Source organism: Ideonella sp. (assembly GCF_036277275.1).
GTDB lineage: Bacteria > Pseudomonadota > Gammaproteobacteria > Burkholderiales > Burkholderiaceae_C > Ideonella.
On the sequence record NZ_DASUNH010000137.1, the window covers coordinates 139,517 to 158,823 of the forward strand.

At 67.2% G+C, this 19,307-nt stretch carries 19 protein-coding genes and 1 pseudogene; 12 read left to right on the forward strand and 8 right to left on the reverse strand.

The features are described 5' to 3' along the window. Positions 1–207 precede the first annotated feature (207 nt). The gene (locus tag VFY73_RS24100; RefSeq protein WP_329723611.1) at positions 208–822 is read left to right on the forward strand and encodes an acetolactate decarboxylase; all 615 of its coding nucleotides are present in this window, start codon (positions 208–210) and stop codon (positions 820–822) included. A gap of 112 nt (positions 823–934) precedes the next feature. Here the strand turns inward: VFY73_RS24100 and VFY73_RS24105 are convergent, their stop codons facing one another. Further along, positions 935–1,672, reverse strand: coding sequence for a Crp/Fnr family transcriptional regulator (locus tag VFY73_RS24105; RefSeq protein ID WP_329723613.1), 738 nt, complete (start codon positions 1,670–1,672; stop codon positions 935–937). A 293-nt stretch (positions 1,673–1,965) separates the two neighbouring features. On the opposite strand from VFY73_RS24105, the gene VFY73_RS24110 reads away from it, so the two are divergent. From VFY73_RS24110 to VFY73_RS24155, 10 genes are all read left to right on the forward strand, one after another. Then, positions 1,966–3,960 carry a diguanylate cyclase domain-containing protein gene (locus VFY73_RS24110; RefSeq protein WP_329723615.1) on the forward strand — a complete coding sequence of 665 codons (1,995 nt, stop codon included), beginning with the start codon at positions 1,966–1,968 and terminating at the stop codon, positions 3,958–3,960. A gap of 163 nt (positions 3,961–4,123) precedes the next feature. Then, positions 4,124–6,070 carry an AMP-binding protein gene (locus VFY73_RS24115; RefSeq protein ID WP_329723617.1) on the forward strand — a complete coding sequence of 649 codons (1,947 nt, stop codon included), beginning with the start codon at positions 4,124–4,126 and terminating at the stop codon, positions 6,068–6,070. Next, entirely contained in the window at positions 6,070–6,858 is a 789-nt protein-coding gene (locus tag VFY73_RS24120; protein ID WP_329723619.1) for an ABC transporter ATP-binding protein, read from the forward strand. Before VFY73_RS24115 ends, VFY73_RS24120 begins: the two co-directional genes overlap by 1 nt. Positions 6,859–7,001: 143 nt before the next feature. Beyond that, complete coding sequence (locus tag VFY73_RS24125; RefSeq protein ID WP_329723621.1) at positions 7,002–7,931, forward strand: branched-chain amino acid ABC transporter permease; 930 nt, start codon at positions 7,002–7,004, stop codon at positions 7,929–7,931. Positions 7,932–8,061: 130 nt separating this feature from the next. Further along, positions 8,062–9,126 carry a branched-chain amino acid ABC transporter permease gene (locus VFY73_RS24130; protein WP_329723623.1) on the forward strand — a complete coding sequence of 355 codons (1,065 nt, stop codon included), beginning with the start codon at positions 8,062–8,064 and terminating at the stop codon, positions 9,124–9,126. 226 nt (positions 9,127–9,352) lie between these two features. Beyond that, a complete protein-coding gene (locus VFY73_RS24135; protein WP_329723625.1) occupies positions 9,353–10,687 on the forward strand; it encodes an ABC transporter substrate-binding protein in 1,335 nt (444 codons plus the stop codon). A 174-nt stretch (positions 10,688–10,861) separates the two neighbouring features. Further along, a complete protein-coding gene (locus VFY73_RS24140; RefSeq protein WP_329723627.1) occupies positions 10,862–11,668 on the forward strand; it encodes an ABC transporter ATP-binding protein in 807 nt (268 codons plus the stop codon). A gap of 11 nt (positions 11,669–11,679) precedes the next feature. Next, the gene (locus tag VFY73_RS24145) at positions 11,680–11,985 is read left to right on the forward strand and encodes a hypothetical protein (RefSeq protein WP_329723629.1); all 306 of its coding nucleotides are present in this window, start codon (positions 11,680–11,682) and stop codon (positions 11,983–11,985) included. Further along, on the forward strand, positions 11,982–13,262 hold the full coding sequence (locus VFY73_RS24150; RefSeq protein ID WP_329723631.1) for a phenylacetate--CoA ligase family protein: 1,281 nt from the start codon (positions 11,982–11,984) through the stop codon (positions 13,260–13,262). The genes VFY73_RS24145 and VFY73_RS24150 overlap by 4 nt, the downstream gene beginning before the upstream one ends. Before the next feature lie 146 nt (positions 13,263–13,408). Further along, positions 13,409–14,041 carry a DsbA family oxidoreductase gene (locus VFY73_RS24155; RefSeq protein WP_329723634.1) on the forward strand — a complete coding sequence of 211 codons (633 nt, stop codon included), beginning with the start codon at positions 13,409–13,411 and terminating at the stop codon, positions 14,039–14,041. A gap of 15 nt (positions 14,042–14,056) precedes the next feature. On the opposite strand, the gene VFY73_RS24160 is transcribed toward VFY73_RS24155, so the two are convergent. From VFY73_RS24160 to VFY73_RS24185, 6 genes are all read right to left on the reverse strand, one after another. Beyond that, positions 14,057–14,773 carry a DUF4386 domain-containing protein gene (locus tag VFY73_RS24160; RefSeq protein ID WP_329723637.1) on the reverse strand — a complete coding sequence of 239 codons (717 nt, stop codon included), beginning with the start codon at positions 14,771–14,773 and terminating at the stop codon, positions 14,057–14,059. Continuing rightward, positions 14,770–15,246 (reverse strand): hypothetical protein, encoded by a 477-nt coding sequence (locus VFY73_RS24165; protein ID WP_329723639.1) that lies wholly within the window; start codon positions 15,244–15,246, stop codon positions 14,770–14,772. The genes VFY73_RS24160 and VFY73_RS24165 overlap by 4 nt, the downstream gene beginning before the upstream one ends. Further along, the gene (locus tag VFY73_RS24170; protein ID WP_329723641.1) at positions 15,243–15,500 is read right to left on the reverse strand and encodes a hypothetical protein; all 258 of its coding nucleotides are present in this window, start codon (positions 15,498–15,500) and stop codon (positions 15,243–15,245) included. The genes VFY73_RS24165 and VFY73_RS24170 overlap by 4 nt, the downstream gene beginning before the upstream one ends. Positions 15,501–15,508: 8 nt before the next feature. Then, the gene (locus VFY73_RS24175) at positions 15,509–15,796 is read right to left on the reverse strand and encodes an ArsR/SmtB family transcription factor (protein ID WP_329723659.1); all 288 of its coding nucleotides are present in this window, start codon (positions 15,794–15,796) and stop codon (positions 15,509–15,511) included. 274 nt (positions 15,797–16,070) lie between these two features. Next, positions 16,071–16,823, reverse strand: a complete 753-nt coding sequence (locus VFY73_RS24180; protein WP_329723643.1) for a glycoside hydrolase family 16 protein — start codon at positions 16,821–16,823, stop codon at positions 16,071–16,073. A 162-nt stretch (positions 16,824–16,985) separates the two neighbouring features. Continuing rightward, positions 16,986–17,357, reverse strand: a complete 372-nt coding sequence (locus tag VFY73_RS24185) for a cupin domain-containing protein (protein ID WP_329723645.1) — start codon at positions 17,355–17,357, stop codon at positions 16,986–16,988. A 151-nt stretch (positions 17,358–17,508) separates the two neighbouring features. On the opposite strand from VFY73_RS24185, the gene VFY73_RS24190 reads away from it, so the two are divergent. Further along, positions 17,509–18,480, forward strand: a complete 972-nt coding sequence (locus VFY73_RS24190) for a tripartite tricarboxylate transporter substrate-binding protein (RefSeq protein WP_329723647.1) — start codon at positions 17,509–17,511, stop codon at positions 18,478–18,480. A gap of 325 nt (positions 18,481–18,805) precedes the next feature. Here VFY73_RS24190 and VFY73_RS24195 read toward each other — a convergent pair. Next, positions 18,806–19,307: pseudogene (locus VFY73_RS24195) on the reverse strand (glycogen-debranching protein); the annotation flags it as partial.

Below are 19,307 nucleotides of genomic sequence, written 5' to 3' on the forward strand. Positions count from 1 at the left end.
CCCACAGGCCTGCTCCGATGGAGCCAGGAAAGAGCCAACATGCTTCGCACCTCTCGCCCCCCGCGCATCTGCCGCACCAGCCGTACCAGGCTTTGGCCGCTTCGCAAGTCCCTGGCCTGGTCAGCCGCCGGCCTGATGGCCGTGAGCACATGGGCTTGGGCCGACGCGCCTCGGTTCGACTTCACCGCATTCGGAAGCTTCAAGCGCATGAGCCATACGGGCGACACCGGTGGCCAGGTCAAGCTGGCCGATCTGCCGCAGGCCACCGGCGGCTGGGGCGTGGGCGCCTTGGCCGGCCTGAAGGGCGAGGTGTTGTTGCGCGATGGCCGCCTGCTCGTCAGCCGCGGCGACGACCCGCAAGGCCGGGTCGCAGCCCCCCTGGCCGGTGACGAGGCCGTGCTGTTCGCCGCCGCCCGGGTACGGCAATGGGCCGAGGTGACGCTGCCTGCGGGCATGACCCGGCCCCAGTTCGAGGCTTTCGTCTTGGCGCAGGCCAAGGCGCTCGGCCTCGACGTCGGCGAGCCGTTCCCGTTTCTCGTGCAGGGGCACTACCCGCAGCTCGTCTGGCATGTCGTGACCGGTCAGCCAGCCAAACCGGGCATCGGGGGTCACGCCGGCGCCGCCAGCAAGCGCGTGTTCGAGCAGCCCGGCGCCGACGGCCAGCTGGTCGGTATGTACAGCGGCGAGCAACTCGAAGGCGTGGTGTCGCACCCGGGTGAGCGGTTCCACGTCCACTACGCCGACGATGCGGCCAGTGTCTCCGGCCATGTCGACGCCTACGCGGTGGCCCGCGGCGGCGTGCTGAAGTTGCCGCTGCAGTAGGCGCGTCCTCACCTGGCGTCGCTGCTGGCCACGGCCGTCACTTCGGCCCCTGCCAGACGGCCGCCTCCGTCGACGTCGACTGCGGCAACTGCCCTCGGCTCTGCGTGGCTTGTCAGTCAGGCGGCGCTGCAGTGGTGCGTTCCGGCGCGAAGCGGCGCAATCCGTCCAGGTCGAGCACCCGCACGCCGCCGTATTCGATCGCGATCAGCCGCTGCACCTGCAGGGCCTTCAACGCCTCGTTCACGCGCTGGCGCGACAACCCGACCAGGTAGCCGAGCTCCTGCTGCGTGATGCGCAGCAACTGGCCCACGCCGGGGTAGAGCACCGGGTGGAACAGCGCGGCCAGGTTGCGCGCAACGCGCGTGTCGGGGTCGTTCAGACGATCGGTCTCGCGCGCGGCGATGAACTGACCCAGGCGTTCGTTGAGCTGGTTCAGCACGAAGCGGTTGAACGGAATGCTGCGTTCGAGCAGATCGTGGAACGCATCGACGGGCAGACCCGCCACCGTGCTTCTGCGCAGCGTCTCGATGTTGTAGCGGTACGGCTCGCGCTTGAGCAGCGTGCCTTCGCCGAACCAGGCGCCGGGCGGCACGCCGGTGAAAGTGACCGGTGCGCCGGCGCCGGGCTCGTTGCTCATCTTCAGCAGTCCTTCGAGCACGCCGAACCAGTAGGTCGCCGGCCGGCCGAGGCGGCAGATCTGCTCACCGGGCTCGGCATGGGCCAGCATGATGCTGGCGCGCGCCATGCGCTGGTCGTCCGGTTCCAGCACGGCCAACCACGGGATGCTCGCCAGCTCGGCATCGCTGGGTGCCCGCGCGCGTTCGCGCAATGGTCGGGCTGGCTGGGCCATGTCAAAAGACACCGCGGGTAAAAGGGCCAAAAGATTGTCAGGCCGCGGGGCGTGCGACGTCAAACATGCCGCCTCCCGTGCGTTTTGGCCGACTCGGGCTGAGCCTTTGCCCATCAAGCGCCCGCCGGACTGACCGATAGCCGGTGGTGGTCTCGCTGTTTGCCATGGTGTCGTTCGCCCGTTCTCCAATTCGCCTGCCGCCGCGGTGGCCTCGGCGCCGTTCCGTCGCTTGGGTATGGCTGGCCTGCGGGCTGGGCGCCCTGCCCGCCCATGCCGCTGAACCCATCGACGAGGTGCTGGCCGACTTCCGCGCGCACGGCTACCCGTCGCCGTTGCTGGCGCTGGAGCGTCTGCAGCAGGCAGCGCCGCAGGCCCCCAACGTCACCCCCCTCGACCTGCGCTGGCGCCACGAATCGGCGGTGGCCGACCTGGCCTGGCGCGCCGGCAACCATCCGACCGCGCGGGCCGCGGCAGAACGGCTGCAGACGCTGGTCGACAGCGAGCGCTGCGCGCCCTGCGCGACGGCGCTGCTGCTGCGCCAGCAGCAACAGGCCGAATCGGCCAGCCCGGCCGAGCTGCGCCGCCGCCTGGCCGCACTGGCGGCCCTGCCCGAGCCGAGCGATGTGCAACTGCGGTTCGAGTGGTACATCGGTCGCGCGACCGCCGAGTCGACGCTCGGCGACTATGAGGGCGCGATCGCCAATGCGCTGAAAGCCTCGGAAGTGGCCACGCAGCACGGCCGGCCGGCCGACCTGGTGACCTCGCTGGGCATGCTGGCGGTCATCAACGCGAGCCGGCGCGACCTGCACCGCGCGATCGAATATGCGCGCCAGGGCGTCGCGCTGGCGCGCGACATCGGCTTCAAGTACGCCCTCGTGCGGCTGCTGGTCAACCACAGCTATTCGCTGGCGACGTTGAAAGAGAACGTCGAACGCAAGGCGGTGCTCGAGGAGTTGCTGCCGCTGACCGAATCGACGCGCGGCCTGCAGCCGATCCGCCTGAACACGCTGATCAACCTCGCGGCGCTCAGCAACGACACACGCGACCACAAGAAGGCGGTCGACTACGCGCTGCGCGCCGAGCGGGCATCCGATCGCGAGATGGATCCGAACGGCTACGCCTTCACCCTCGCCAACCGCGGTGTTGCCTGGGTGCACCAGGGTCGCTTCGACGAAGGACTGGCGTTGGTCAGGACCTCGATCGAGATCGCCGAACGCACCGGCGACAAGCGCGAGCTGGCCGACCTGATCGAGCAGCAGGTCGACGCGCTCGAGACGGCCGGCCGCACGCAGGCCGCGCTGCAGGCACTGCGCCGCTGGGTCACGTTGAACAACGAGTTGACCGCCTCGCAACGCGAGCAGGCCGTCACGCAGCTGCAGGAGACCTACGCCGCCCAGCAGCGCGCTCGCGAGATCGAGACCCTGAGGCTGGACAACGCGCGCCGCGACACCGAGCTGCAACTTCGTTCGTGGCGTGAGCGTGCCTGGGCCGCGGCCGCCGTGCTGGTCGCCTTGCTGGCGTTCATCACCTGGCAGCGGCTGGCCCGCTCACGCTCGATCAACCGCGGGCTGCGCAGCGACGTGGCACGGCTCAGCGACGAGTCGCAGCACGACGCCATGACCGGCGCCTGCAACCGGCGCTACGGCGAGGCGCTGCTGCAGCGGCTGCAGGAGGACAACGCCAAGCTGCCCGAGGGCCGACGCCGCCGCGTGTCGCTGATGCTGCTCGACGTCGATCACTTCAAGCGCGTCAACGACACGCACGGCCACGCGGCCGGCGATGCGGTGCTGGTCGAGATGACCCAACGGCTGCAGGCGATGCTGCGCGATGGGGATGCCGTCGTGCGCTGGGGTGGCGAAGAGTTCTTGCTGATCCTGCCCGGCACCGACGGGGCCGGCCTGCAGGTGGTGGCCGAACGCGCGCTGGCAGTGATCGGCCAGCCAGCCTTCGGGTTGCCGCAGGGCAAGCAGTTGCCGGTTCGCGCGTCGGCCGGCGGCGTGGTCTGGCGCGCGGGTCAAGGCGTAGCCTGGGCCGAGTCGCTGGCCCTGGCCGACGCGGCGCTCTACCAGGCCAAGGCAGACGGGCGCAATCGTGCGGTGTGCGCACTGTCCGACCAGCCCTTCGTCGAGGCCGAGCTGGCGCAATTGGGCAGCCTGGCGGCCGAGGGCCGGGTCGAGCTGGTCACCGTCACGGGCGTGGCGGCGGATGCGCCGGCCGCCACGTCCGGCGTGGCTGCAGCCACCGCCGCTGCCGCCGCTTCCCCTCCGCGCGATACCGCGACCGCCTGAGCGGTCAACACCGCGGCGGCGGCCGCTCCTCGGGAAAGTCCGGAGCTGAAATGCCCCGAGATTGTCGTCCAACCGACAACACGACGTCAAACTTCGGCCTAGGATTCGTTACATCAACGGGCCCACCCATCCGGGTGCGAGCCGATTGTGGAGACGAAGCGCCGTGCAAACGACTTTTGTTCGCCTGATGCTGGACCATGCCGCGAAGCGAGCGGATGCCGCTGCGCTGAGGGAGAAGGAATACGGCATCTGGCAGACCACGACCTGGGGCCAGCTTGCCCAGCGCGTGCGCTACCTGGCCTGCGGCCTGGCGGCGGCCGGCCTACAGCGCGGCCAACATGTCGTGGTCATCGGCGACAACCGCCCCCGGCTGACCGCCGCGATGCTCGCCACGCAGGCCTTGGGCGCGGTACCGGTCCCGCTGTACCAGGACGCGGCCGCCGCCGAATTCGTCTTCCCGATCAACAACGCCGAGGTCTCGTTTGCGATCGTCGAAGACCAGGAGCAGGTCGACAAGCTGCTCGAGGTGCGTGAGCAATGTCCGCAGCTCGCGCACATCTGGTTCGACGACCCGCGCGGTCTGCGCCACTACGCCGAGCCGGGGCTGGCGTCGCTGGACGCGCTGCTGGAGGAAGGGCGGCTGCACGACAAGTCACACCCGACGCTGTTCACGCACGAGGTGGGCCTGGGCCAGCCCGGCGACGTGGCGGCGATGTTCTTCACCTCGGGCACGACCGGCCACCCGAAAGGCGTGGTGCACACCCACTTCTCACTGCTCGACCGCGCTGCGGCCGGCAAGACCTTCGACAAGCTGACCGAAGACGAAGAGGTGCTGGCCTACCTGCCGCCCGCCTGGATCGGCCAGAACATCTTCAGCTTCGCGCAGTGGCTGGCCTGCGGCTACATCGTCAACTGCCCGGAGTCGGCGGCGACGGTCTCGATCGACATGAAGGAGATCGGGCCGAGCTACTACTTCGCGCCGCCACGCATCTTCGAAGGCATGTTGACCACGGTGATGATCCGGATGGAGGACGCGAGTGCGATCAAACGCGCGCTGTTCCACCATTTCATGACGCTGGCCAAGCGGGTGGGCCCGGCCCTGATGGACGGCAAGCCGGTCGGCCTGGTCGACCGGCTGCGCTACGCACTGGGCAATGTGCTGATCTACGGCCCGCTGCGCAACACGCTGGGCCTGTCGCGCGTACGGGTGGCCTACACCGCCGGCGAGGCGATCGGGCCTGACCTGTTCAGCTTCTACCGCTCGATCGGCGTCAACCTGAAGCAGCTCTATGGCTCGACCGAGACGGCCGTGTTCGTCTGCCTCCAGCCCGACCACGAGGCCAAGTCGGACACGGTGGGCGTGCCCGTCGAGGGCGTGCAGATCAAGCTGTCCGACTCGGGCGAACTGCTGGTCAAGTCGCCCGGGCTGCTGAAGGAGTACTACAAGAACCCGGCCGCCACCGCCGAGGTGCTGACCAGCGATGGCTGGTACCACACCGGCGACGCCGGCTTCCTGGACGCCGGCGGCCACCTGAAGATCATCGACCGCGCGAAAGACGTCGGCCGATTGATGGGCGGTGCCAACGACGGCGCGATGTTTGCGCCCAAGTACGTCGAGAACAAGCTGAAGTTCTTCCCGCACATCAAGGAGGCGGTGGCCTTCGGCGACAAGCGTGACAAGGTCTGCGCCTTCATCAACATCGACTTCGAGGCGGTCGGCAACTGGGCCGAGCGGCGCAACCTGCCCTACGCCGGCTACACCGACCTGGCGCAGAAGCCCGAGGTCTACGCGCTGATCCGCGACTGTGTCGAACAGGTCAACGCCGACCTGGCGCGCGACGAGCTGCTGGCCGGCAGCCAGGTCCACCGCTTCCTGGTCTTGCACAAGGAACTCGACGCCGACGACGGCGAGATGACCCGCACCCGCAAGGTCAAGCGCGGCTTCATCAACGACAAGTACCAGGTGCTGGTGGAGGCAATGTACGAAGGCCGGCCGGAGCAGTTCATCGAGACCGCGGTCAAGTTCGAGGACGGGCGTTCGGGCAGCGTCAGCGCGACGCTGAAGATCGAAGACGTTAAGACTTTCGCACCGACTCGGAGGGCCGCCTGATGAGCGCGCATCGCCAGATCGGCGAGGTCATCCTCGACGTGCAAAACATCAGCCTGCGCTTCGGCGGCGTGAAAGCGCTGACCGACATCAGCTTCAACGTCCGCGAGCACGAGGTGCGCGCCATCATCGGCCCGAACGGCGCCGGCAAGAGCTCGATGCTGAACTGCATCAACGGCGTCTATGTGCCGCAGGACGGCAAGATCAGTTTCCGCGGCCAGACCTTCAGCCACATGAACTCGCGCCAGGTCGCCGAGATGGGTGTCGCGCGCACCTTCCAGAACCTGGCGCTGTTCAAGGGCATGAGCGTGGTCGACAACCTGATGACCGGGCGCAACCTGAAGATGAAGACCAACATCTTCCAACAAGCCATCCGCTGGGGGGCGGCCGAGCGCGAAGAGACGGCGCACCGCACGTTCGTCGAGCACATCATCGACTTCCTCGAGATCCAGGCCCACCGCAAGACGCCGGTCGGCCGCCTGCCCTACGGCCTGCAAAAGCGCGTCGACCTCGGCCGCGCGCTGGCGATGGAGCCGAGTGTGCTGCTGCTGGACGAGCCGATGGCCGGCATGAACGTCGAGGAGAAACAGGACATGTGCCGCTTCATCCTCGACGTCAACGACGAGTTCGGCACCACCATCGTGCTGATCGAGCACGACATGGGCGTGGTGATGGACATCTCCGACCGCGTCGTGGTGCTCGACTACGGCAAGAAGATCGGCGACGGCACGCCCGACGAGGTGCGTGCCAACCCCGACGTCATCAGCGCCTACCTGGGCACCAGCCACTGACATGGCCCTCCCCCGAAGCGTCCTTCGGCCGCCTCCCCCTCAAGGGGGCGCCGCCAGCGGCCCGGCAAAGCCGGTTCCGCGGCGTCCGCTTGACGACGTGATGGTCCACCACGGCAAGCCGCCTCTTTGAGCAGGGCAAGAACATGGGATTCTTTCTTGAGACCTTCTTCGGCGGCCTGATGGCGGGCATGCTGTATTCGCTGATTGCGCTCGGCTTCGTGCTGATCTTCAAGGCCAGCGGCGTCTTCAACTTCGCGCAGGGCGCGATGGTGCTGTTCGCGGCGCTGGCGATGGCACGCTTTTCCGAATGGGCGCCACGCTGGCTGGGCACCGACAGCAAGCTGCTGGCGAACTCGGTCGCGTTCGTGCTGGCCATGGCCTGCATGGTCGCCGTGGCCTGGCTGATCGAGCGGCTGTGCCTGTCCAAGCTGGTCAACCAGGAGCCGATCGCGCTGCTGATGGCCACGCTGGGCATCACCTACTTCCTCGACGGCTTCGGCCAAACGATCTTCGGCTCGGACATCTACAAGATCGACGTCGGCCTGCCGAAGGACCCGATCTTCCTGTTCGAGCAGACCTTCCAGGGCGGCGTGCTGATCAGCCAGGAAGACCTCGCCGCCGCGGTGATCGCCGCCGCGCTGGTCGGCGCCCTGGCGCTGTTCTTCCAAAAAACCGCCACCGGCCGCGCATTGCGCGCGGTGGCCGACGATCACCAGGCGGCGCAGTCGATCGGCATCCCGCTGTCGCGCATCTGGGTCATCGTCTGGTCGGTCGCCGGCTTCGCCGCGCTGGTGGCCGGGATCATCTGGGGCTCGAAGCTCGGCGTGCAATTCTCTTTGTCGCAGGTGGCGCTGAAGGCGCTGCCGGTGGTGATTCTCGGTGGCCTCACGTCCGTGCCCGGCGCCATCATCGGCGGGCTGATCATCGGTGTCGGCGAGAAGCTCAGCGAGGTCTACCTCGGGCCGATGCTGGGCGGCGGCATCGAGATCTGGTTTGCGTATGTGATGGCGCTGCTGTTCCTGCTGTTCCGGCCTCAGGGCTTGTTCGGCGAGAAGATCATTGATCGCGTGTGATGGCCATGAACGTGTGCATGGGTGTTCAGCCGAGCGGCGTGCGCGGATCCGGCTCTGCCGGTCCTGGTGAGGGGCTTGGCCACTGGCCAAGCGCGGCCTGCAAGGCAATGACCAGAGGGAGCGTGGGAGCATGATTTATCGCGAAAACGGCCAGTTCAAAACGACGTATCGGGCTGACCAGCAGATCTTCCCGATCCGCCAGGACCGCATCGTCATCATGGCGTTCCTCGCTCTCGCGTTCGTCGCCGTGCCGGCCCTGTCCAGCGAATACCTGCTGCGCGCGATCCTGATCCCGTTCCTGATCCTGTCGCTGGCGGCGATCGGGCTGAACATCCTGGTCGGCTACTGCGGCCAGATCTCGCTGGGCACCGGAGCATTCATGGCAATCGGCGCCTACGCGGCCTACAACTTCATGGTGCGCATCGAAGGCATGCCGCTGGTGGTGGCGCTGGTGCTGGGCGGCTTGTGCTCGACGGTGGTCGGCGTGCTGTTCGGCATCCCGTCGCTGCGCATCAAGGGGCTGTACCTGGCGGTCGCGACGCTGGCAGCGCAGTTCTTCACCGACTGGGCCTTCCTGCGCATCAAGTGGTTCACCAACGATTCGTCATCGGGCTCGGTCAGCGTGTCCGAGCTGAGCCTGCTGGGCTGGCAGATCGACACGCCGGCGGACAAGTACCTGTTCTGCCTCAGCTTCGTCTGCATCTGCGCGCTGCTGGCGAAGAACCTGGTGCGCGGCCACATCGGCCGCGAATGGATGGCAATGCGCGACATGGACGTCGCCGCTGCGGTGATCGGCATCCGGCCGGTCTACGCCAAGCTCACCGCCTTCGCCGTCAGCTCGTTCTTCGTCGGCATCGCCGGTGCGCTGTGGGGCTTCGTCCACCTGGGCTCGTGGGAGCCGGCCGCCTTCTCGATCGACCGCTCGTTCCAGCTGTTGTTCATGGTCATCATCGGCGGGCTGGGCTCGATCATGGGCAGCTTCTTCGGCGCGGCCTTCATCGTCATCCTGCCGATCGTGCTGGACAACCTGCCGTACTGGTTCGGCATCCCGATCGACACCGCGCTGGCTTCTCACCTGACCTACATGGTGTTCGGCGCGCTGATCGTGTTCTTCCTGATCGTCGAGCCGCACGGCCTGGCGCGCCTGTGGTCGACCGCGAAGGAGAAGCTGAGGCTCTGGCCCTTCCCACATTAGAAATGGAACCCCCACGCTCCTTCCAGTCGCTGCCCCCCAAGGGGGCTCGCGCAGCGGCCCGGCAAAGCCGGATCCGCGCACGCCACTTGATGGGCGGCGACTCCTGCGGAGCGCCTGTTTCCGGCCACCACTTGCTTGAAGATCCAGGCCCATAAAGCCTTGTCCGGCACTGACGAGTGCATGTTGTTGTTCGCTGATGAGTGTTTTTCCACCTCTGGAGGTAGACATGTCGACCAAGATGAAATCCCTGGCCCGTGCCGCGCTGTTGGCGGCCTCGGGGCTCGCTGCGCTGGCCACTGCGCCGGCAGCGTTCGCGCAAGCCAAGGAGCAGTTCTTCCCCGTGCTGGTCTACCGTACCGGCGCCTATGCACCCAACGGCGTGCCGTTCGCCAACGGCTATGTCGACTACCTGAAGCTGGTCAACGCCAAGGGCGGCCTCAACGGAGTCAAACTCAGCTTCGAAGAGTGCGAGACCGGCTACGCGACCGACAAGGGTGTCGAGTGCTACGAGCGGCTGAAGGGCAAGGGCGCGACGGTGTTCCAGCCGTTGTCCACCGGCATCACCTTCGCGCTGACTGAGAAGGCGCCCGCCGACAAGATCCCGCTGATCACCGCCGGCTACGGCCGCAGCGAGAGCCAGGACGGTGGTGTCTTCAAGTGGAACTTCCCGCTCACAGGCACCTACTGGGTCGCCGCCGACGCATTGGTGCAGCACATCGGTGCCAAGGAAGGCGGGCTGGACAAACTCAAGGGCAAGAAGATCGCGCTGGTCTACCACGACAGCCCCTACGGCAAGGAGCCGATCCCGCTGCTGCAGGAGCGCGCTCGCACCCATGGCTTCGAGGTGCAATTGCTGCCGGTCACCCACCCGGGCGTCGAGCAGAAGGCCACTTGGCTGCAGATCCGCCAGAGCCGGCCGGACTACGTGTTCCTCTGGGGCTGGGGCGTGATGAACTCGGCCGCGCTGAAGGAAGCGGTGGCCACCGGCTACCCGCGCGAGAAGATGTACGGCGTGTGGTGGTCCGGCGCCGAGCCGGACGTCAAGGACGTCGGCGACGGCGCCAAGGGCTACAACGCGCTGGCGCTGCAGCACGGCGCTGGTCGCAGCCGCGTCCACACCGAGGTGCTGAAGCTGGTGCACGAGAAGGGCCAGGGCACCGGGCCGGCCGAAGAGGTGGGCACCGTGCTGTACACGCGCGGCCTGATGTCGGCGATGCTGGCGGTCGAGGGCGTCAAACGCGCACAAGAACGCTTCGGCAAAGGCAAGGTGATGACCGGCGAGCAGGTGCGCTGGGGCCTGGAGAACCTGGCGCTGGACCAGGCCAAGCTCGACGGGCTCGGCTTTGCCGGCGTGATGCGGCCGATCAGCACCAGCTGCGCCGATCACATGGGCGCCAACTGGGCCCGGGTGCACACCTGGAACGGCAACGCCTGGCGTTTCACCTCCGACTGGATCCAGGCCGACGAGCAGATCCTGAAGCCGATGGTGAAGGCGGCGGCGGACAAGTATGCGGCGGAGAAGAAGCTGACCCGTCGTACGCCGGAGGACTGCCAATCCTGAGTCGCCATCGCGACTCAGGTTGGCTTTGCCGAATCATTTTGCACTCTCCCCTTCCCCTCTCGCCAGGCGGGAGGGGTCCGAGACACCCCCATCCCCCGCCCAGCGGGGGTGGCCCCTGGCGGGGCCTTCATTCAAGTGCCGCGTGCGGCACTTGAATGAGTCAAAGGCGACGCGATGAGCAACATTCTTTTGAACGTCAACGGCATCGAGGTCATCTACAGCCACGTGATCCTGGTGCTGAAGGGCGTCTCGCTGCAGGTGCCCGAAGGGCAGGTGGTGGCGCTGCTGGGCGGCAACGGTGCGGGCAAGACGACGACGCTGAGGGCGGTGTCGAACCTGCTGGCGGGTGAGCGCGGCGAGGTGACGAAGGGGTCGATCGAATTGCGTGGCGAGCGCATCGAGAAGCTCAGCACCTCGGCGATGGTCGAGCGCGGCGTGATCCAGGTGATGGAGGGCCGGCACTGCTTCGCCCACCTGACGATCGAGGAGAACCTGCTGACCGGCGGCTACACGCGGCGCGACGGCAAGGCCGCGGTGGCCGAGACGCTGGAAAAGGTCTACACCTACTTCCCCCGGTTGAAGACCCGGCGCGGCTCGCAGGCCGCCTACACCTCGGGCGGCGAACAGCAGATGTGCGCGATCGGCCGCGCGCTGATGGCCAACCCGAAGATGGTGCTGCTCGACGAGCCGTCGATGGGCCTGGCGCCGCAGATCGTCGAAGAGGTGTTCGAGATCGTGAAAGACCTGAACCAGCGCGAGAAGGTCACCTTCTTGCTGGCCGAGCAGAACACCAACATCGCGCTGAAGTACGCCGACTACGGCTACATCCTCGAGAACGGCCGCATCGTGATGGACGGCGAGGCCAAGGCCTTGCGCGAGAACGAGGATGTCAAGGAGTTCTATCTCGGCATGGGCGGCGGCGACCGCAAGAGCTTCCGCGATGTCAAAAGCTACAAGCGTCGCAAACGTTGGCTGGCCTAGGGAGAGAAACGATGCCAAACGAAGAATTCGGATTCGCGCCACCGCCGTTCAAGCCGGCTGACGCGCTGGTGCAGCTGAAGCGCGCACTGCGGGATCTGCGAACGTTGACCGAGCGCGGCGACGGCTTCGAGCTGAAGGGCGCACGGGTGATGGAGCTGGTGGCGGGCGACAGCGCCATCGATGCCAGGCTGGCCAAGCGCCCGTCGCGCCAGGTGCCCGAGTGGGACCGCTTCACGCTCGATGGCAGCGCCGCGGTGCGCAAGTTCACCGACGAGGTGAAAAAGCGCCTGGCCCGCTGGACCGAGGAGGAACGATGAGCAGCGATGCCTTCTACGATGCACTCGAGACCCGTCCGGCGGCGCTGCGCGAAGCGGCACTGATGGCGGCATTGCCCGGCAGGGTGGCGCATGCGCAAGCGCGCACAGACGCCTTCGCCGAGCTGCTGCGCGGCGTGGACGCGGTCGCCGTGAACAGCCGCGCGGCGCTGGCCAGGTTGCCGGTGATCCGCAAGGGCGAGCTGCTGGAGCGCCAGCAGCGCGACCGCGCCGACCCATCCAGGCAAGACCCGTTCGGTGGCTTCTCGGCGATCGGGTGGCGCGGCCTGCTGCGCTCGCACGGCGCCAGGCGGGTCTTCCAGTCGCCGGGCCCGATCTACGAGCCGGAGGGCGAAGCGGCCGACTACTGGCGCATGGCGCGCGCGATCCACGCTGCCGGTTTTCGCCGGGGTGATCTGGTGCATTGCAGTTTCAGCTATCACCTGACCCCGGCCGGCTCGATGATGGAGTCCGGCGCGCACGCGGTTGGCTGCACGGTGTTTGCCGGTGGCATCGGCAACACCGAGCTGCAGCTGCAGGCGGTGGCCGAGCTGAAGCCGCATGGCTACATCGGCACGCCCAGTTTTCTGCGCATCCTGCTCGAGAAGGCCGCCGAGACCGGCGTCTCGACCGCGTCGATCACCAAGGCCATGCTGGGCGGCGAAGCCTTCCCGCCATCGTTGCGAACCTGGTTCCAGCAGCGGGGCGTCGAGGCCTACCAGAGCTACGCCACCGCCGACCTCGGCCTGATCGCCTACGAGACCACCGCCCGCGACGGCCTGGTGCTGGATGAAAGCGTGATCGTCGAGATCGTGCGGCCCGGCACCGGCGACCCGGTGCCCGATGGCGAGGTCGGCGAGGTCGTCGTGACCACGCTGAACCCCGACTACCCGCTGGTGCGTTTCGGCACCGGCGACCTGTCGGCGATCCTGCCCGGGCCGTGCCCGACCGGCCGCAGCAACACCCGCATCCGCGGCTGGTTGGGGCGCGCCGACCAAACGGCCAAAGTCCGCGGCATGTTCGTCCATCCCGGCCAGGTGGCGGAGGTGCTGCGCCGCCATCCCGAAGCCAGGCGCGGCCGACTGGTCGTCGAAGGCGAAATGGCCAACGACCGGATGACCTTGAAGGTCGAGGTGGGCCAGGCGCCCGACGGCTTGGCAGCCCGACTGGCCGACACGATGCGCGACGTGACCAAGTTGCGCGGCGAAGTGCAGTTCGTGCCGCCCGGCAGCCTGCCCAACGACGGCCAGGTCATCGAAGACGCGCGCAAGTACGACTGACCGACAGGTCAGGCGGACTTGAGCCGGACGTGAGGGTGTGCCTGCGCACAGCCTCACGCCTGCGTCGCGCCGTCGGTCCCCCCGGGTGGGCTCAGGCTTCTGGGCACGTCCCGGCAAGGTCCGGGCTGCATCACTAGACTACACGGATGAAGATCGATTTCGTCTCCGATGTGGCCTGCCCGTGGTGCGCAGTGGGCTTGAATTCACTCGAACTGGCGCTGGCCAAGATCGGCCCGGACATTCCGGTCGAGTTGCACTTTCGCCCCTTCGAGTTGAACCCGCAGATGGGCCCGGAGGGCGAGGATGCGACCGAGCACCTGTCGCGCAAGTACGGCCTGACGCCCGCGCAGCTGGACCGCAACCGGGCGGGGATCCGCGAACGCGGCGCGGCGGTCGGTTTCCAGTTCGGTGACCGGGCTCGTGTCTGGAACACCTTCGACGCACATCGCCTGATCCATTGGGCGGGCCTCGAAGGCAAACAGCGCGAGCTGAAACATGCGCTGTTCAAGGCGTACCACGGCCGCGGCGACAACCCGGGCGCAGTCGACGTGCTGATGCGTGCCGCCAGCGAAGTCGGTCTCGATGCCGAGCGTGCGCGCGAGGTGATCGAGTCCGATCGCTACGCTGCCGAGGTGCGCGCCGAAGAGCGCCACTGGCAGCAGCTCGGCGTCAACTCGGTGCCCTCGGTCATCATCAACGACCGCCACCTGATCCAGGGAGGGCAGCCGCCCGAGGTGTTCGAGCAAGCGCTGCGTCAACTCGCAGGCGCCGCTGCCTAGGGCCTCACACGGGCGCTAGATCGACGCGGGAACCGGCACCGCCCCGTCCGGGCGGTTCACCGTCCTGGCGCCGAACACCACCAGCCACAGGATCAACACCGGCTCGCCCAACATCAGGATGAAAATGAGGTCTCCGAGGGCGCCTGACAACCCGGGCAGCAGCAGCGACACGATGGCCCCGAGCAGGTAGCCCAGGCCGGCGGCCACCACCGGCACCGCCACCGGCTTCGGGATGAAGCCAGAGCGCCAGGCCAGCAGCGCGAGCGGAAACAGCCACAAGCCCCAGAACACCGCGGCGAGTTGCAGGCCGTTGCCGTGCAGCTTGACGAACAGCAATGCCAACGCATCGAGCTGGGGTCGCTCGAACACGTTCAGGAAGCCCGGTCCGGTGGCGAACATCAGCGCAGCCACTTCGTTCAACACGTTCAGGAAGACGATCGGGATGGGGATCAGCCCGAGCCACGCCATCTGGCGCGCCAGCGACTGGTTCACCGGCTGGAACAGTTTGTAGAGCGCCATCACCAGGAATACCTCGACGGCCTGGTGAAAGAGTTCACTCGCCATGCCCAGGCGCAGCAGCGTTTCGCCGCCGCGGATGCGTTCGGCCGTCAACGCAGCATCGCTCAGGTCGAACAGTTGGGCCGGCACGACCATCAGGCCCAGCGGCGCGGTCACGGCCACCAGCAAGTACAGCGCGCCGGCCACCCTCGCCTGCTTCTTGATCGTGTTCATGCGCTGCATCCCGGCGAGGCGACGGACGCAGCCGGCACCGCGGCGCGCCAGCGGTCACCGGGTTTTCGCAGGTAGTGCGCAGCGACATAACGCCACGGAATGATGAACGGCATGACGACGGCCACGAGACAATCGGTGGTGGTCGACCAGGTGGCGGCGTCCATCTGGCCGCTGGACCACAGCGGCAGCGCGACGACCAGCAGCCAGATCGATTTCCATGCCAATTCCCACAGCAGCAAGGGCAGCATCTGCAGCGGGTAGCGCAGCCCCAGCAGGCACAGCGCGGAGAAGGCGGCCAGCATGCAGTTGACGACACCCTGCATCAGCCCCCAGGGCTTGTCGTGCTGAATGACGCCGGGCCAAATCACGATGCCCAGCCCGACGACGATCAGCAGGTACATCGCCCGCAGCAGGTACAGGCGAATCAGCGAGACCTCGTTCGCGTCGGTGGGCCTCTCGGTGGCGGCGCTCATTCGACCGCCTTCAGGATCTTTTCGACCGCCGCCAGGCGGGTCTTGACGTCGGCCAGCGTCGTGTCGATCGAGGACAGGGCCGATGCCGTCTGCGCCTGTGCCGCCGACGCGGCGGCGGCGATGTGGCGGTAGGCCTCGTCCTGGGCCAGACGGGCCTTGGCTTGCTGCACGGCCGACCAGTACTTCATGCCGAAGACCAGCAGCACCGTCGCCAGTGGCAGACAGATCGTCAAAAGATACAGGCTCTCGGACATGGTGACCTCTACGGTTCAAGATGGGTGGTCAAAGACTTCGCCGCCTCGGCGATGGCCGCCGGTGTCAACTCGACGGCGAAGCGTGTGACTTCGAAGTAGTTCAGCGCCTTGCCGTCTTGCGACAACTCGAGCTGGCTGCTGACCAGGCCGGCGTCTTGCAGCTTTTGCAGGTGCAGGTGCAGCAAGGGGCGGCTGATGTCGAGCTCGCGCGCCAGCTGGCTGACGTAGTTGCGCCCGCCGCTGTCCAGCGCGGCCACGATCCGCAGCCGGTGCGGATTGGCGAGCGCCGCCAGCATCGCCAACAGGCGATCTCCGTCAGTTGCGTGGCTTTTCGTTTTCACATGTCAACATTATCTGACATGTGAAATGAAGTCAAGTCAAACGCCCGCCAGGCGGCTGGCTGCGGCGCAGGCGCCGCAGCACATCGACATGTGGGGAAGATCGACGGCGCGCCTCGCTCCCGCGAGGGGGCGCCCAGGACGGGCGCCGTGTCAACGAAAGGTGCGGGCGCAGAAGGGCCGAAGCCGCGGCCCTGCGGCCAGGGGCCCCGAGCGCCCTGGCAGAGGCGAACTACAGCGGCACGAACTTGAACGAGCGGATCACGATCTCCTCCGGCTGTCCGTCGCTCGGCGCCTGGCCTTTGAACAACCACAGGTTCATGTGCACCGGCAGCGCGTTCTGCGGAATGCGGCGTTGCGCCTTGGCCGGGGCGAAGGTCTTCTTGCGAAACAGGCCGCTGTTGTCGCCGATGTCGTGCAGGCCGTAGAGGCTGGCGTAGCGGATGCTGTCAGAGGCCCAGGTGAAGCGGTGGGTCGACAGGTCGCTGGTCAGCGCGACCTCGAACGATGTCGACAGCGGCTTGGGGCCCTGGACGGCCGGGTAGATGGTCCAGTTGCCGTTGGGCCATGACGCGTTGCCCCAACGCGCGAACTCGATGTCGATCTCGTTGGTGCCATCGGGGCCGATGTCGGGGGTCGTGTAGTTGAACAGGCCCAGCACCAGGTTGCGGTCCATCTGGTCGGGACGGCCCTGGAGCTGCCACTGGTAGGTGCCGAAGCCGAGCGCCTGGGTCATCGTGACCTCGGCGCAGGCCCATTGCCCGTCCAGCCGGGACACGCGCAGGTGCAAGGCACCTTCGGCGTCGACCCAGACGTTGCGAGCGTCCCAGTTGTTGGGGCCGGGGCCGCCGCCGCCTTGGCGCACTTCCCAGGTGTAGCCCGAGAACTGCACGGTGGCGGCCCAAGCGGCTGTCGGGCCGGCCAGCGCTGCGAAGGCCAACAGGGCAAGCGCCGATCGGCGCGGTATCTCGGACAAGGCTTTCATCAAACGGTCTCCTCCTGCACGGCGGGCTTGCATGCGGCGACCAGCGTAGCGTGGCCCATCTGAAAGCGATTGCACAAAACACCCCCTCGCGCGTAAGGGAGGCCGCTCAGTGGTGTCCGGATGTGTGCCGCCGTCACTGCGGACAGCCGCGCCGTCGAGGCTTCAGCGCTCGACGATGACGAAGTGCTTGCGCATGCGCTCGACGACTTCGAACGAGCCCTTGAAGTTGGGCGGCAGGAACACCGCCTGGCCAGGGCCGAAGCTCTCGACACGGCCCTCGGCATCATGCACGCGGCACAGGCCATCGAGCACGATGAAGTACTCGTGCTCGCGAGGGCCGAATTCAACGCGCCATTGGCCCGGGTCACATTCCCAGATGCCGGTGGCCAGGCCCTCGGCAGCGTTGTCGTAGAGCACCCAGGTGCGGCGCTCCGGGTCGCCCACTTCGCGCCGTTCGGGACGGGGGTGGTCGATCTCCGGAGCGGCAGCAGGTGCGGGGTCGAAGCGGATCACGGAAGGGGTGGCTTGGCTCATTTTTGAGGCAGCGCAAATGCGGCTGAATGACTGCGGGAAAGGTCACCATGCTAGCCACTTGAGGGCCCACCCTTACGTAGTTCCCGAGATGGCGCATCAAATGGCACGGCTAGCATGGGCCACCCTGCGCAGATTCATCAGGAGAGACGCCATGAAACGCTTCGCCCTCACCCTCGTCGCCGCCACCCTGGCCGGCACCGCATTCGCCGAATACCCCGAAAAGCCGGTGACCATCGTCGTGCCATTCGCCGCCGGCGGCCCGACCGACAAGGTGGCACGCGACCTGGCCGAAGCGCTGCGCAAACCGATGGGCGGTCAGCCCATCGTGATCGAGAACGTCGGCGGCGCCGGCGGAACGCTCGGTGCGACCAAGGTCGCCAAGGCCGCGCCGGACGGCTACACGCTGCTGCTGCACCACATCGGCATGGCGACCTCGCCGGCGCTGTACCGCACGATGCAGTACAAGCCGCTGGAAGACTTCGAGTACCTGGGCCTGATCAACGAAGTGCCGATGACGCTGATCGGCAAGACCGCCCTGCCCGCGGCCAACTACGCCGAGCTGTCGAAGTGGCTCGAAGCGAACAAGGGCAAGATCAACCTGGCCAACGCCGGGCTGGGCTCGGCCTCGCACCTGTGCGGCCTGCTGTTCCAGCAAAGCCTGAAGATCGATATGACCACCGTGCCGTACAAGGGCACCGCGCCGGCGATGACCGACCTGCTCGGTGGCCAGGTCGACATCATGTGCGATCAGACCACCAACACCACGAGCCAGATCGAGGGCGGCAAGGTCAAGGCCTTCGCCGTCACGACGACCAAGCGCCTGACGACCCCCGCGCTGGCCAAGCTGCCGACGCTGGACGAGTCGGGGATGAAGGGCTTCAACGTGTCGATCTGGCACGGCCTGTACGCGCCCAAGGGCACGCCCAAGCCGGTGCTGGACAAGGTCAACGCGGCACTGAAGGCCGCGCTGAAAGACGCCGAGTTCGACAAGCGCGAAGAAGCGCTGGGCGCGGTGATCGTGACCGACGCGCGCGTCAACCCGGCCGAACACAAGAAGTTCGTCGAGGCCGAGATCAACAAGTGGGGCCCGGTGATCAAGGCTGCCGGCCAATACGCCGACTGAATATAGCCCCCACGCCCGCTCCGGCGGGCTGCCCCCCGAGGGGGCTCGCGCAGCGGACCGGCGGAGCCGGATCCGCGCACGCCACTTGAAGACGGGCGACGCTGCGTACGCCCGTTTGGCTACTTGGCGATCGCCAGCACCGTCTGAGCGGGCCGACAACAAGAATCAGCCGCCCCCCAAGGGTCGGCTGGCCGCCGAGCGGCGGCTCGAGGGCCACGAGGCCCGTCCCGTTCGGCGCCCCACCCGCAATTCCAACGGCGGACGGCGCATTGAAGGAGCCATTCGGGGGAGTGGCTCCTTTTTCTTTGCTCCTGCGCCGCGTCGTCTACTTTGCAATCAGCAGCAACATGGAACGGGCCTCGAGACCATAGACGGCGTTCTCACCACCGATGAAAGCCTCGCTGCCTGGTGCGACGATCGTGTTGGCGCCGTCGTTCCAGGTCGCCGTATCGGTGACGCGGTACCAGCTCTTGCCGGCGCCCGGCCACGGCAGCGTGAAGTTCACCTGGCCGGACCAGCCGTTGTAGGCCACGTAGATCGCGCTCGCACTGTCGCCGAATTCGCTGCCGTCGATGCGCCATGCGATCGCGTGGTTGCTCGAACTGTTGAAGTAGCTCGCATCGGCCACGCCGCCATCGGGCTTGAACCAGCGCAGCTGCTCCATGACGTTGCCGTTGTTGTCGCCTGACGAATAGAAGTTCGCCGGGCGCAACGCCGGGTGCGCCTTGCGGAAGGCGAGCAGCCGCGTGGTGAAGGCTTTCTGGTGGGTGGCGTGGCTGTCCAGCGTCCAGTTCAACCAATTGGCCGACGAGTCCAGGTTGTAGGTG

Bases quoted from the DNA above. Each gene is read 5' to 3' on its own strand.
- VFY73_RS24120 (WP_329723619.1), top strand. From the start codon at position 6,070: ATGAGCGCGCATCGCCAGATCGGCGAGGTCATCCTCGACGTGCAAAAC.
- VFY73_RS24125 (WP_329723621.1), top strand. From the start codon at position 7,002: ATGGGATTCTTTCTTGAGACCTTCTTCGGCGGCCTGATGGCGGGCATG.
- VFY73_RS24170 (WP_329723641.1), bottom strand. From the start codon at position 15,500: ATGTCCGAGAGCCTGTATCTTTTGACGATCTGTCTGCCACTGGCGACG.
- VFY73_RS24135 (WP_329723625.1), top strand. From the start codon at position 9,353: ATGTCGACCAAGATGAAATCCCTGGCCCGTGCCGCGCTGTTGGCGGCC.
- VFY73_RS24180 (WP_329723643.1), bottom strand. From the start codon at position 16,823: ATGAAAGCCTTGTCCGAGATACCGCGCCGATCGGCGCTTGCCCTGTTG.
- VFY73_RS24155 (WP_329723634.1), top strand. From the start codon at position 13,409: ATGAAGATCGATTTCGTCTCCGATGTGGCCTGCCCGTGGTGCGCAGTG.
- VFY73_RS24140 (WP_329723627.1), top strand. From the start codon at position 10,862: ATGAGCAACATTCTTTTGAACGTCAACGGCATCGAGGTCATCTACAGC.
- VFY73_RS24165 (WP_329723639.1), bottom strand. From the start codon at position 15,246: ATGAGCGCCGCCACCGAGAGGCCCACCGACGCGAACGAGGTCTCGCTG.
- VFY73_RS24145 (WP_329723629.1), top strand. From the start codon at position 11,680: ATGCCAAACGAAGAATTCGGATTCGCGCCACCGCCGTTCAAGCCGGCT.
- VFY73_RS24160 (WP_329723637.1), bottom strand. From the start codon at position 14,773: ATGAACACGATCAAGAAGCAGGCGAGGGTGGCCGGCGCGCTGTACTTG.
- VFY73_RS24175 (WP_329723659.1), bottom strand. From the start codon at position 15,796: ATGCTGGCGGCGCTCGCCAATCCGCACCGGCTGCGGATCGTGGCCGCG.
- VFY73_RS24130 (WP_329723623.1), top strand. From the start codon at position 8,062: ATGATTTATCGCGAAAACGGCCAGTTCAAAACGACGTATCGGGCTGAC.
- VFY73_RS24185 (WP_329723645.1), bottom strand. From the start codon at position 17,357: ATGAGCCAAGCCACCCCTTCCGTGATCCGCTTCGACCCCGCACCTGCT.
- VFY73_RS24105 (WP_329723613.1), bottom strand. From the start codon at position 1,672: ATGGCCCAGCCAGCCCGACCATTGCGCGAACGCGCGCGGGCACCCAGC.
- VFY73_RS24100 (WP_329723611.1), top strand. From the start codon at position 208: ATGAGCCATACGGGCGACACCGGTGGCCAGGTCAAGCTGGCCGATCTG.
- VFY73_RS24190 (WP_329723647.1), top strand. From the start codon at position 17,509: ATGAAACGCTTCGCCCTCACCCTCGTCGCCGCCACCCTGGCCGGCACC.
- VFY73_RS24150 (WP_329723631.1), top strand. From the start codon at position 11,982: ATGAGCAGCGATGCCTTCTACGATGCACTCGAGACCCGTCCGGCGGCG.